11 protein-coding genes are annotated in these 12403 nt (G+C 58.1%); 9 read left to right on the top strand and 2 right to left on the bottom strand.

Annotated features, from left to right (window positions below):
- Positions 1-42: 42 nt before the first annotated feature.
- On the bottom strand, positions 43-1155 hold the full coding sequence (locus PSJ8397_RS02265; RefSeq protein WP_085863459.1) for a Ppx/GppA phosphatase family protein: 1113 nt from the start codon (positions 1153-1155) through the stop codon (positions 43-45).
- 213 nt (positions 1156-1368) lie between these two features.
- Here PSJ8397_RS02265 and PSJ8397_RS02260 point away from each other — a divergent pair, with 213 nt between their 5' ends.
- The 4 genes from PSJ8397_RS02260 (at position 1369) to PSJ8397_RS02245 (ending at position 5077) form a co-directional block, all read left to right on the top strand.
- On the top strand, positions 1369-1665 hold the full coding sequence (locus PSJ8397_RS02260; RefSeq protein ID WP_085862925.1) for a virulence factor: 297 nt from the start codon (positions 1369-1371) through the stop codon (positions 1663-1665).
- Positions 1666-1694: 29 nt separating this feature from the next.
- Complete coding sequence (locus PSJ8397_RS02255) at positions 1695-2621, top strand: methylenetetrahydrofolate reductase (protein ID WP_085862924.1); 927 nt, start codon at positions 1695-1697, stop codon at positions 2619-2621.
- Positions 2622-2749: 128 nt separating this feature from the next.
- On the top strand, positions 2750-3850 hold the full coding sequence (locus PSJ8397_RS02250; RefSeq protein ID WP_085862923.1) for a Hint domain-containing protein: 1101 nt from the start codon (positions 2750-2752) through the stop codon (positions 3848-3850).
- A gap of 141 nt (positions 3851-3991) precedes the next feature.
- The gene (locus tag PSJ8397_RS02245; RefSeq protein ID WP_085862922.1) at positions 3992-5077 is read left to right on the top strand and encodes a methyltetrahydrofolate cobalamin methyltransferase; all 1086 of its coding nucleotides are present in this window, start codon (positions 3992-3994) and stop codon (positions 5075-5077) included.
- 223 nt (positions 5078-5300) lie between these two features.
- On the opposite strand, the gene mnmA is transcribed toward PSJ8397_RS02245, so the two are convergent.
- The gene (mnmA, locus tag PSJ8397_RS02240; RefSeq protein ID WP_085862921.1) at positions 5301-6440 is read right to left on the bottom strand and encodes a tRNA 2-thiouridine(34) synthase MnmA; all 1140 of its coding nucleotides are present in this window, start codon (positions 6438-6440) and stop codon (positions 5301-5303) included.
- Between the two features lie 129 nt (positions 6441-6569).
- Here mnmA and sciP point away from each other — a divergent pair, with 129 nt between their 5' ends.
- From sciP to PSJ8397_RS17315, 5 genes are all read left to right on the top strand, one after another.
- Positions 6570-6848 carry a CtrA inhibitor SciP gene (gene sciP / locus PSJ8397_RS02235; protein ID WP_085862920.1) on the top strand — a complete coding sequence of 93 codons (279 nt, stop codon included), beginning with the start codon at positions 6570-6572 and terminating at the stop codon, positions 6846-6848.
- Between the two features lie 89 nt (positions 6849-6937).
- On the top strand, positions 6938-7657 hold the full coding sequence (gene ctrA, locus PSJ8397_RS02230) for a response regulator transcription factor CtrA (RefSeq protein ID WP_085862919.1): 720 nt from the start codon (positions 6938-6940) through the stop codon (positions 7655-7657).
- Positions 7658-7773: 116 nt separating this feature from the next.
- Positions 7774-10023, top strand: coding sequence for an NAD-dependent DNA ligase LigA (gene ligA / locus PSJ8397_RS02225; protein WP_085863458.1), 2250 nt, complete (start codon positions 7774-7776; stop codon positions 10021-10023).
- Entirely contained in the window at positions 10020-12119 is a 2100-nt protein-coding gene (recG, locus tag PSJ8397_RS02220; RefSeq protein ID WP_085862918.1) for an ATP-dependent DNA helicase RecG, read from the top strand. Before ligA ends, recG begins: the two co-directional genes overlap by 4 nt.
- 111 nt (positions 12120-12230) lie before the next feature.
- Positions 12231-12353: a hypothetical protein gene (locus tag PSJ8397_RS17315; protein WP_268794654.1), complete on the top strand. Its 123-nt coding sequence runs from the start codon at positions 12231-12233 to the stop codon at positions 12351-12353.
- Positions 12354-12403: the final 50 nt, after the last annotated feature.

Below are 12403 nucleotides of genomic sequence, written 5' to 3'. Positions count from 1 at the left end.
TTCGCAGGAGGCACCCCTAAAATTCCGGAATTTTAGGGCGCCCTAATAGGGCGCGTCCTCCAGCACCCCATCTGCTGACATCTGCTGGTACAACAGCCCTTCGCGCAAACCGCGGTCAGCCACAGACAAGCGGTCCGTCGGCCAGAGCCGCATCAACGTCTGCAAAATCGCAGCCCCCGACATGATCAGCGCCTGACGGTCCTTGCCGATGCGCGGATCCGCACGGCGGCCGGCCACACCCATTTTCAGATAGCCCTGGATCACCGTGTCGATCTGGTCGGAGGTCATCCGCAGCCCGTCGACCTTTGTGCGGTCATACCGCCGCAGCCCCAAATGGCTGGCGGCCACCGTCGTCACGGTCCCTGAGGTGCCCACGATCTGGAACCCGGCGCGGTCCTGTTCGGTGGCACTGGGCGCGAACTTTTCTAGGTTTTCCTCGAAGAACCAGGACATCAACGCAAACCGCGCGCTGTCGTCTTCCACGTCTGCAAACTGATCACGCAAAGTGGCCACGCCCAATGGAACCGAGATCCAGTCAACGACTTTGGCCGCTGCAAAGGGCCCCGGATCTTGGCGAAAGCCCGAATGCAGGCGCATGATCGCGCGGGGACGTTCGCGCGCGGGGACGTTTGTCAGGTCGATCCAGACAAGTTCCGTCGACCCGCCGCCGATATCGACAACCAACAGCTGTTCGGATTTGGTGCTGACCAGCGGCGCACATGAAATGACGGCCAGCCGTGCCTCTTCCTCGGGCTGTATAATCTCAAGTGACAGACCGGTTTCACGTTTGACGGTGTTGATGAAATGCTGGGCGTTGCGCGCCCGCCTGCAGGCCTCGGTTGCGACGAGGCGCATTCTTTCTACCTTGTGACGCTGCAACTTTTGGCGGCACACACGCATAGCATTAACGGTTCGCGCCATCGAGGCGCGGCTGAGCTTGCCAGTCTGTTCCAGACCCTGCCCAAGCTGGACAGATTTGGAAAAGCTGTCGACCACATGAAACTGACTGCCCTTTGGTTGGGCGATCAACATGCGGCAACTGTTTGTACCCAAATCAAGCGCGGCATAAAGCGCGTCTGAGCTGGGCGGTGTCGGCACGGGGTGCTCTACCGGCTGTGGGAACGCGCCCGCACCTTTGGGACGCTTGGGCGCCATAGTCACGCCCTCCATATCGAGTTACCTTTAACGTAGGCTTGCGGTCCCTTTCGCGCAAGCTTTCGAAGTCACTTCATTTTCATGATGTGAAATATGATGTGGCCCTCGTTTGTTTTGGGGGTCGCCATTGGGGCGCTTGATGTCGAAAATGGGTGCTGAATTTTGGCCCATCGTGATTAGGTGGGGGCGAAGAGCAGGGAGGCCGAGAATCATATGGCAGACGTTACCATCGTGTACTGGCGCGATATTCCGGCGCAGGTAATCGTGGGCAAAGGCCGTCGCGGGGTGAAAAAACAACTCAGCGAACGGTTTGAACAGGCCATCGACCGGGCCGCGATGAAATCCGGTGCGGCAGAAACCGATGATTATCTTGCCGAATGGCGCAAGGCGCCGCCGGTGCCCCATGACGGCACGGACGCCGAGGCCGCCGAGGCCGTGGCCGCCCAGATTGAAGCCGAATACGACAAAGACCGCCTTATGGCGCTGATCAACAACAACGGTCACGCGTGAGCGACCGCACCACATGGAGGGACGCTGTCATGGCCCTGTTGAATTTCCGCAAAAAAGACAACGCCCCAGCCACGGGCGTGAACCCGGAGCTTGAGACGTTTCTGGACGGCTATTCCATCGAGGTGATGCCGCGCACCGCCGAAAAGGTTGAGGATTTCAAAGCGCTGCTGCCCAAAGGCACCCGTGTCTATATTGCCCACATCGAAGGCACCCCCATTGAGGACATGGTGCGCACTGCCAAACGGCTGGCCGAGGACGGCTATCCGGTCATGCCGCATTTCCCTGCACGCATCATCAAAGACCGCGCCACGTTGGACAACTGGATTGCGATGTACCGTGGTGAGGCGGGCGTCGATCAGGCGCTGTTGCTGGCCGGTGGCGTTGATCAGCCTCACGGTGATTTTCATTCTTCTATGCAGCTGATGGAAAGCGGCGCCTTCGGGGACTTCAAACGTTTGCACGTGGCAGGTCACCCTGAGGGGAACAAGGACATCGATCCGAGCGGCGGGACAGCCAATGTGGACGATGCCTTGCGCTGGAAGCAAAAGTTCTCCGAGACGACGGACGCCGATATGGCGCTGGCCACGCAATTTGCGTTTGAGGCAGGGCCAATTATTGAATGGGCCGACAGCCTGAAGGCAGCGGGTATCACAATCCCCATTCACATCGGTATCGCAGGCCCCGCAAAGCTTCAGACGATGATTAAGTTTGCGATTGCCTGCGGCGTTGGCCCATCGCTGCGCGTGCTGCAACGCCGCGCCAAGGATGTCACAAAGCTGCTGTTGCCGTTTGAACCGACAGAGGTGCTGACGGACCTTGCGGCCCATAAGGCCGCAAACCCCGACAGCAACATCGAACGGGTTCATTTTTTCCCGCTGGGCGGCATCAAGACGAATGCCAACTGGGCGATTGAAAACGGTGGCACATCTGCTGTGCCCGCGGCGCAGACATCGTAATTCGACGGTCTTTCCAGATCGATAGACAATTATTTTATCGTTTCCGAATGTGGTGAAGGGCGTCTTTACCATTTTCTAATGCGTCGCGGTTAGGTCGCTCAGATCACAACAGGTCTGAGGTCAGTTGAATGGCAAGCGTAGATTGGTCGACACTCTATTTGGGAACGATTGCGGATTTGGACACGGATGAGGCGACCCTTGCGGGGGAGGGGGCCGCAGCCCTTGTCGGCACCTACGGATCGGCGGCTGATCCGCTGAGCGACAATGTTGTCACCTTGACCACGGACAGCTCCGACAACGGGTCCATCGAGCGCGACAACATCGGGTCGACGGACACAATCACGTATCCGACATCCCCTTCTGGGCCGACGACAACGACGTCGGTGGATTCGCTTTATGACGTGCGGATCTTGATCACGCTCGCAGACGGGGGAGAGATTCAGATCAACAGTGGTGCAAGCATTCTTCAAGACACCAATGGAAATCTCTTTCTGGTCATTGATGAATTTATCGGGGATTTCATTCCTCAGACCTTCAGTCAGCCGATCGAGTCCATCGAAGTCCAAGCGGTCACCAGCGACGATCGCGGATCATTGTCGCAAGGCAATTATGATGGCAATTCCTTTGCAAGCACCTCTGCGGGGCCGACGATCTGCTTTTTGGAGGGCACGCGTATTCTGACCCCGAGTGGCGAAGTCCCCGTGGAGGATTTGCGTGTCGGTGATATGGTCATGACCCTTGATGACGGGCCACAACAGCTGTTGTGGATCAATCGCCGAGAGATGCATTTTTCATCTGATGCGTCAAAATACAAACCCTACCGGGTCCAACCCAACACAATGGGTCCGGGGCGGCCGCGACGCCCGCTCAAGGTCTCGCGCCAGCATCGGTTGTTGATGACGCGGGATGAGGGGGACGTGCTTGTCCCTGTGACGGGGCTGGAGAAGATGCCGGGTGTTTCCCAAATGCGGGGCTGCAAGCGCGCTGTGTTTTTTGCGCTTTTGTTGCCAAAGCATGCCGTTGTGATCGCGGACGGCGCCTATGCTGAAAGTTTCTATCCAGGGGACATGGCCCTTCGGACCTTGGCTGTCCAAGACCGGCGGCGATTGGATGTGGTCTTGAAGGCTTATGGATTGGGGTCGTGCCAAGACTATGGCCCGCCCGCACGGCAGACCTTGAGCCGAGCAGAGGCCATTCGCTGTGTCGGTTCGGTTGCCGGGCAGGTGTGACGGGGACGCCCTCACTATCTTTATGAAAACAATACGGGCTGACGTCGCGCCTGTATCTGCCTATGTCGTTTGTAACCGGATGATCTCACGAAACCGCCCTAGAGTTTGTGGAAACACCGCCATTGCGCCTAAGGAACAATCATGACCCGCACCGTTATCGAATCCAAAACCAAGACCGCTGTGATGGGCTTTGATGAGCCATTTTGCGTGATCGGGGAGCGTATCAACCCCACAGGACGCAAGATCCTGAACGAGGAGTTGGAGCGCGGCGATTTCAGCCGGGTAGAGGCCGATGCCATTGCCCAGACCATGGCGGGTGCCACGGTTCTCGACATCAACTCTGGCGCTGTGTTTTCCAACAAGATGGCCGAGGATCCGCGCTATGCGGACAATAATTTCGTCGAGCCTGAGTTGATGCGCCAGCTGGTCGAAAAAGTGCAGGCGGTGTGCGACACGCCTTTGTGCATCGACAGTTCGGTGCCGGGGGCATTGGAAAACGGGCTGGCTGCTGCCGAGGGACGACCGTTGCTGAATTCGGTTACCGGTGAGGAAGAGCGCCTTGAGATGGTGTTGCCGCTGGTCAAGAAATACAACGTCCCCGTGGTGGCAATTTCCAACGACGACACAGGCATTTCAGAGGATCCGGAGGTGCGGTTTGCCGTGGCCAAGAAGATCGTTGAGCGGGCGGCAGATTTTGGCATTCCGGCCCATGACATCGTTGTTGATCCGTTGGTCATGCCCATTGGTGCTATGGGCACCGCTGGGCTGCAGGTGTTCACCCTGGTGCGACGCTTGCGCGAGGAATTGGGGGTCAACACGACCTGCGGGGCGTCAAATATTTCGTTCGGCCTGCCCAACCGCCATGGCATCAACAATGCGTTTTTGCCCATGGCCATGGGGGCGGGCATGACATCCGCAATTATGAACCCCGTGGCGCTGCCCATTGGGCCAAAGAAGCTGGCCGAAAAGCGGGCAGAGGTAGAAGCCGCTGGCGTCATCCTGCCCGACGGCATGGATGATGAAGCGTTTGTTCAATTGTTTGGTATGGGATCCACCAAACCGAAGGCCGGCAAAGAGATGGAAGCGATTCGAGCGGCCAACTTCCTCACCAACAATGACGAAGGCGGCGGCGAGTGGATCAGATTCAACCGTGTGCCACCCAAAGCCGGTGAAGAGGGCCGGGGCCGCGCCGGGCGGTCCGGTGGGCGTCGTCGGCGCGCAAGCTAAGGCGTTTCCGACCGGCGTTGCCGGTCGGATCCGGTGGGGGATTTTTCATCCCCCACACCCCCTGAAAGGTATTTTTGACCCAAAGAAGCCGACACGTGTGGAACCGTTTGGTGGACGGTATGTTGGGTCATCCGGTATGAGAGCGGGCTGGATTTTGGTGAAAGCTGGTCCGCTTTATTTGTGTTGAACCCGAATGGCCGCGACGCAGCGCCTCGCAGGATGGTCAATATCCGCGCCAGATCCAGCCGCCGCCGAAGATGCGAGAGCTGTCATTGTCGTAGAAGACGCAGGCCTGCCCGGGAGAGACGCCTTCTTCGGGTGTTAACAAGTCGACCTCGGCTGTGGTGGAGGAAAGCGGTCGCACGACGGCCTCTACGGGAGGTTTTGTCGAGCGGACTTTGACGCTGATGTGACGTTCCTGCACGGCATCAAAGGCATCATCGCCAAGCCAGTTGATTTCACGGACAGGGACCGTGCGCGTGGTCAGCATGTTTTTGGGGCCAACGATGACATGGCGTTTATCGACGTCCAGTTTCACCACATACAATGGATCCGCCAGCCCCCCGATCCCAAGCCCGCGACGTTGCCCAATGGTGTAGTGAATGACACCCCTGTGTTGCGCCAGAACTCTCCCGTTCACATCTACAATATCCCCCGGCTCCGCCGCCCCTGGGCGGAGTTTTTCAATCACGGAGGCATAGTTGCCGTTGGGTACAAAACAGATGTCCTGGCTGTCGGGCTTGTCGGCCAGCGACAGCCCGTATTTGCGGGCCAGTGCGCGGGTTTCCTCTTTGGACACGTGATGTCCCAAGGGAAAGCGCAGATAATCGAGTTGTTCGGGCGTGGTTGAGAACAGGAAATAGCTTTGGTCTTTGGTCGGATCCGCGGCACAATGGAGCTCTGCACCGTGATCGCCCACCATGCGCTGGATGTAGTGGCCTGTCGCCATGCAATCGGCGTCCAGGTCTTTGGCCGTTTCCAGAAGGTCCTTGAATTTTACCCGTTCATTGCAGCGGATGCACGGCACGGGGGTGGCGCCTGCAAGATAACTGTCTGCGAATTCATCCATCACCGCTTCTTTGAAGGTGTTCTCGTAATCGAGAACATAGTGTGGAAAGCCCATGTCTTCGGCCACACGGCGCGCGTCATGGATGTCTCGCCCTGCGCAACACGCACCTTTCTTGGCCAATGCCGCGCCATGGTCATAAAGCTGCAAGGTCACGCCCACCACATCGTATCCCTGTTCGGCCAGCATCGCCGCCACAACAGAGCTGTCGACGCCGCCTGACATGGCGACAACGACACGCGTTTCTGACGGGGGCTTGGCGAAACCAAGAGAGTTGAGGCTCGGGTCGAGGGGCATGGGAGGTCCTTTGGGCGGAACTTCGTCGGAATATATGAAAAGTGTAACTACTCTCAAGGGGCAGCTTTACCTGTTCTTAGGTACATTTCGTCACAACGGGCGAAAGTTTCACAAGATAGGTGCAGTTCGATGTACTTGAAAAAGATTGACGGGCCGCGGTCGGTCAAGTTGCCGGATGGATCGGTTTTGACGCGGGCAGATCTTCCCAGTTCCGACACGAGGCGGTGGGTTGCATCCCGAAAAGCGTGTGTTGTCAAAGCTGTAGCTTATGGTTTGCTGTCGCGCGATGAGGCCAAGCAGACCTACTTTTTGTCCGAAGATGAATTGTCGGAATGGGAAAACGCAGTGCGCAATCATGGGGAGGCGGCGCTTAAGGCGACGTCCGTTCAAAAGTACCGACAACCATAACGGGAGTTGTAAACAAATTTCGTTCCGGTAACGTGTGGTTAACCATTGTTACTTTATGGTCGGATCAGACACATGAGCGGAGAAGTGAAATGCGTGTATTGCTGGTAGAAGACGATCCCTCCACGGCCAAAAGCATCGAATTGATGCTCAGCCATGCGAACCTGAATGTTTATACGACTGATCTGGGTGAAGAAGGCATCGATCTGGCCAAGCTTTATGATTACGATCTTATTCTGCTTGATATCAATTTGCCGGACATGAATGGCCATGAGGTGTTGCGTCAATTGCGGTTGAGCCGGATTGATACACCGATTCTGATCCTGTCGGGCGAGGACGGGACTGAGAGCAAGCTGAAAGGCTTTGGCTTTGGCGCCGACGATTACATGACCAAACCTTTCCACCGTGAAGAACTGGTCGCCCGCATTCACGCGATCATCCGGCGGTCAAAGGGCCATGCCCAATCCATCATTAAGACCGGTGCGATTTCGGTCAATCTTGATGCCAAGACGGTGGAGGTCGATGGCGCACCTGTTCATCTCACCGGTAAAGAGTATCAGATGCTTGAACTGTTGAGCCTGCGCAAAGGAACAACGCTGACCAAAGAGATGTTCTTGAACCATCTTTATGGCGGTATGGATGAGCCTGAGCTCAAGATCATCGATGTATTTATCTGCAAGCTGCGCAAAAAACTCAGTGAAGCGGCAGGCGGTGAAAACCAGATCGAAACGGTTTGGGGACGCGGATATGTGTTGCGTGATCCTGATCCCGCGGCGATGAAAGACGATGAGAAATTGGCGGTTGGGGCCTGAGGTCAAACCGTCAAATGTCATGCAGGCGTTGCTTGCATGACATCCACTGACTGGACGTCCCCCCCGGACAGACCTATCACTTAGCCCCAAATAAACGTGGCAAGGTGGGCCGTTCGGTGACGCAAGACATCCCAGTTGAAGACCTTTCAGCACAGACAGCAAAAGCAGAACTCGAACGTCTGGCCGGCGTTCTGCAAAAGGCCAATGCCGACTACCACCAGAAAGATGCGCCAGCTCTCTCGGATGCGGACTATGACGCGCTGAAACGGCGCAACGCGGCCATCGAAGCCAAGTTTCCAGAATTGAAACGGGCAGACAGCCCGTCCGATATGGTGGGGGCTGCACCGTCTGACGTCTTTGGGAAGATCGAACACAAGGTCCGGATGCTGTCATTGGGCAATGCGTTCACGGAAGATGACGTATTCGATTTTGATCAATCCATCCGCAAGTTTCTGGGCCTTTCCGAACTGGTGGGCTACACGTCTGAACCCAAAATCGACGGGCTGTCATTGTCCTTGCGCTATGAGGACGGGGCCTTGGTCTATGCCGCGACCCGCGGGGACGGGGCCGTGGGTGAGGATGTGACGGCAAATGCCCGCACAATCGCTGATATCCCGCAGACCCTGACGGATGCCCCTGACGTCATAGAAGTGCGCGGCGAAGTTTACATGTCACATGCGGATTTTGAGGCTTTGAACACCCGTCAAAGCGATAAGGGGGACAAAGTCTTCGCCAATCCCCGTAACGCGGCGGCAGGCTCACTGCGTCAATTGAACCCCCAGATCACCAAGTCGCGCCCGCTGCGGTTCTTTGCCTATGCGTGGGGCGATGTGTCTGCGCCGCTGGCAAAGACCCAATCCGCCGCGATTGATCGGCTAAAAATCTTGGGGTTTCAGACCAATCCGTTGACTCAAATCTGTGCGACCCCGCAGGACTTGATCGACCATTACCGCAAAATCGAAGACCAACGCGCGACCTTGGGCTATGACATCGACGGGGTCGTTTATAAGGTCGATGATCTGGCGTTGCAGGCGCGGCTGGGGTTTCGGTCGACCACGCCGCGTTGGGCCATTGCCCATAAATTCCCCGCTGAATTGGCGTGGACCACGCTTGAGGCGATCGACATTCAGGTGGGGCGCACCGGCGCGCTGAGCCCTGTGGCGCGCCTCAAACCCGTGACGGTGGGCGGGGTGGTCGTGTCCAATGCGACATTGCACAACGAAGATTACATCGCAGGCCTGGGCAACAAGGGCGAAGAAATCCGCGGCGGCAAGGACATCCGTGCGGGCGATTGGGTTCAGGTTTACCGCGCGGGTGATGTGATCCCAAAGGTCGCGGATGTTGACCTGTCAAAGCGTCCCGATGACGCGATGCCATATATAATGCCGGACAGCTGTCCGCGATGCGGCTCACCTGCGGTTCGTGAAGAAGGTGATGCGGTGCGCCGCTGCACAGGTGGTTTGATTTGTCCCGCCCAAGCCGTTGAAAAGCTGAAACATTTCGTGTCGCGCGCGGCCTTTGACATCGAAGGGCTGGGTGCAAAACAGGTTGAGGCCTTCTATGACGACAGACAGTTGCCCGTCAAAGAGCCGAGCGAGATTTTCACCCTGCGCGCGCGGGATGAGGCCAGCCTGGCGAAGCTGTCGAACCGCGACGGCTGGGGCAGCACGAGTGTTGCGAACCTTTGGCAAGCGATTGATGCAAAACGGGAAATCGCGCTGCCCCGCCTGATTTTTGCACTGGGTATCCGCCACGTGGGGGAAGTGACAGCCGCCGACCTGGCCCGTCATTTTGGATCATGGGAGGCCCTGGCGAAGAATGTCACGACGGCCCGCCCGGCGGCGCTGGCCCACCGTGCCGCCGATCTGGCCGAAGACGCAGAGCGCCAGCAGGCAGCGTCAGAAGCGCGTCGTGCGCGCGTGTCAGACGCCCGCGCTGCTGCGCTGGCCGAAGCGGAGGTGCCGGCGGAGGCCCAGCAGGCCTGGACCCATCTGATTGACGCAGACGGGATCGGCGCGACGGTGGCCTTGTCGCTGTCGGATGCCCTGTCGAACCCCGATGAACGGGGCGCGATTGATCGATTGATCGACCAGTTGACACAAATTGTCCCGCCCGAACAGCAGGAGACTGGCAGCCCTGTTGCGGGCAAAACGGTTGTCTTCACAGGCACCTTGGAAAAGATGACGCGGGCTGAAGCAAAGGCACGGGCCGAGGCCTTGGGCGCCAAAGTCAGTGGGTCGGTCAGCGCCAAAACCGATCTTTTGGTCGCGGGTCCGGGGGCGGGGTCAAAGGCCAAAAAGGCGGCGGATCTGGGGGTTGAAACCATCGATGAAGACGGCTGGTTGTCGCTGATCGGCGACGCATGAGCGGGGAAAAAGGCAGGCCTGAGGTTCTGTGGCCTCTGTTTGGTGCGCTTGATGCGCTTGAGGGGATCGGGCCGAAATCGGCGCAAGCCCTGGCCAATGCGCACATCGAAAAGCCCCGCGATCTGTTGTTCACGCTGCCCCATTCGGGCATTGATCGAAGCCGCCGCGCGTCGATCCTTGAGGTTCAGGCGCCGGCTGTTTGCACGGTTGAGGTGACTGTCGGTCAGCATAATGCACCCTCCAGTCGGGGGCGGCCTTACCGTGTGATGGTTGAGGACGCCCAGACGACATTTCAGTTGGTGTTTTTTCGCAGCCATTCCGAATATTTGCGGCGTCAGTTGCCGACGGGTCAGCGCCGCGTGGTGTCTGGCAAGATTGAGCTGTTTGACGGATTGGGGCAGATGGTGCACCCCGATCATATCCTTACCCCTGATGAGGCAGAAGCGATTCCGCCATTTGAACCCGTCTATCCCCTGACGGGAACGATGACGCAAAAGGCGATGTTCAAGGCGACGTCGGATCTGTTGTCGTCGTTGCCTGTTTTGCACGAATGGATTGATCCGGCGCTGTTCGATCAACAGGGTTGGCCCACATGGGCGGAGGCTTTGGCGCAGGCGCATCGGCCGCTGTCCTCGGCTGAGGTTGCACCTGATGCCATAGCGCGCCAACGTCTGGCCTATGATGAGGTCCTGGCCCATCAGTTGACGTTGGCTTTGGCGCGGGCGGATCAACGACGGGGCAAGGGCCGCGCAACGGCGGGGGATGGTGCGCGACAGGCCCGTGTTCTGGCCGCCTTGGGGTTTGAACCCACGGGCGCGCAGACACGGGCGGTGGCCGAAATCGCCGAAGACATGGCGCAGCCGCACCGCATGAACCGATTGTTGCAGGGTGATGTGGGCGCGGGCAAAACGCTGGTGGCGCTGATGGCATTGCTGAATGCCGTCGAGGCGGGCGGGCAGGGCGTGATGATGGCGCCCACGGAAATTTTGGCGCGTCAACACCTCGATGGGTTGCGCCCCTTGGCCGAAGAGGCTGGCGTGGTGTTGGAGCTTTTGACGGGGCGCGACAAGGGCCGCGAACGTCGTTCCAAGCTGGAGGCGTTGGAACGGGGCGACATTCACATCCTCGTCGGCACCCACGCGGTGTTCCAAAAAGACGTTATTTTCCATGATCTTAGGTTGGCAATCATTGATGAACAACACCGCTTTGGTGTGGCCCAACGGATGGAGCTTGGCGCCAAGGGGGAGGCAGTGGACGTGTTGGTGATGACGGCAACGCCCATCCCGCGATCCTTGGCGTTGGCGCAATACGGCGACATGGATGTGTCGATCCTGGATGAAAAGCCGCCCGGGCGGACGCCTGTGACCACGGCTTTGGTGGCGACCTCGAAAATGGATCAGGTCGTCGATCGGTTGCGCGCCGCGGTGGCCGAAGGGCGGCAGTGTTATTGGGTCTGCCCGTTGGTTGAAGAATCCGAGGTCAGCGACATGACCGCCGCCGAAGAAAGGTTCAAACGGCTGCGCGCGATCTTGGGCGAGGGGGTCGTGGGGCTGGTGCACGGCCAGATGCCGCCTGCCGAAAAGGATGCCGCGATGGCCCGTTTTGTGGCCGGTGAGACAAAGGTTCTCGTTGCCACCACAGTGATTGAGGTGGGCGTAAACGTGCCCAATGCATCGATCATGGTGATTGAACGGGCGGAGAGTTTTGGCCTGGCCCAGTTGCACCAGTTGCGCGGACGCGTGGGGCGCGGGTCGGCCAAATCGACCTGTTTGCTGATGTATCAGGCGCCCTTGTCCGAGACGGGCCGCCGACGGCTTGAGATTATGCGTGAGACGGAGGACGGGTTCCGCATCTCTGAAGAAGATCTGGCGATGCGCGGTGCTGGAGATGTGATTGGCACAGCGCAGTCGGGGTTGCCACGGTTCCGCATCGCCGATCTGGAACGCCAGACGGCGTTGATGTCGCTGGCGCAGACGGACGCGCGCAAGTTGTTGCTGGATGACCCGACCCTGGACAGCCAAAGGGGGCAGGCCGCACGTGTTCTTCTTTGGTTGATGGAACAGGATAAAGCAATTCGTTTGATATCAGTGGGTTAGCGATGATGTGAACATTTTGTTCACTTTTGTTCTTAAAAAGTTCTTGCTTTAAGATCTGGTTAATGAGAACAAAGGTGCAACAAAGAGAACACGACATTGAGGAACATCACCATGGCACAAGACATCAAACGCGTGATCGCACGATCCCACGATACGATCCTTGCCGATGCTTTGGGCATGGTGAGCCTGATTGTCATGCTCTTTGGGGCGCTGTCTTTGCCCCACCTGTTTTAACTGTCTGCCTTACGCGTTTCGTGCGGTGATCCAGATCTTCTGTCCCAAAC

The organism is Pseudooctadecabacter jejudonensis, from assembly GCF_900172275.1.
Taxonomy (GTDB): domain Bacteria; phylum Pseudomonadota; class Alphaproteobacteria; order Rhodobacterales; family Rhodobacteraceae; genus Octadecabacter; species Octadecabacter jejudonensis.
The sequence above is the reverse complement of the archived record's forward strand: the minus strand, read 5'-3'. Positions and strand labels throughout refer to the sequence as shown.

What these genes read in the sequence shown, in the direction of transcription:
- PSJ8397_RS02265 (WP_085863459.1), bottom strand. Translation starts at nt 1,155, where the DNA reads ATGGCGCCCAAGCGTCCCAAAGGTGCGGGCGCGTTCCCACAGCCGGTA.
- PSJ8397_RS02260 (WP_085862925.1), top strand. Translation starts at nt 1,369, where the DNA reads ATGGCAGACGTTACCATCGTGTACTGGCGCGATATTCCGGCGCAGGTA.
- PSJ8397_RS02255 (WP_085862924.1), top strand. Translation starts at nt 1,695, where the DNA reads ATGGCCCTGTTGAATTTCCGCAAAAAAGACAACGCCCCAGCCACGGGC.
- PSJ8397_RS02250 (WP_085862923.1), top strand. Translation starts at nt 2,750, where the DNA reads ATGGCAAGCGTAGATTGGTCGACACTCTATTTGGGAACGATTGCGGAT.
- PSJ8397_RS02245 (WP_085862922.1), top strand. Translation starts at nt 3,992, where the DNA reads ATGACCCGCACCGTTATCGAATCCAAAACCAAGACCGCTGTGATGGGC.
- mnmA (WP_085862921.1), bottom strand. Translation starts at nt 6,440, where the DNA reads ATGCCCCTCGACCCGAGCCTCAACTCTCTTGGTTTCGCCAAGCCCCCG.
- sciP (WP_085862920.1), top strand. Translation starts at nt 6,570, where the DNA reads ATGTACTTGAAAAAGATTGACGGGCCGCGGTCGGTCAAGTTGCCGGAT.
- ctrA (WP_085862919.1), top strand. Translation starts at nt 6,938, where the DNA reads ATGCGTGTATTGCTGGTAGAAGACGATCCCTCCACGGCCAAAAGCATC.
- recG (WP_085862918.1), top strand. Translation starts at nt 10,020, where the DNA reads ATGAGCGGGGAAAAAGGCAGGCCTGAGGTTCTGTGGCCTCTGTTTGGT.
- PSJ8397_RS17315 (WP_268794654.1), top strand. Translation starts at nt 12,231, where the DNA reads ATGGCACAAGACATCAAACGCGTGATCGCACGATCCCACGATACGATC.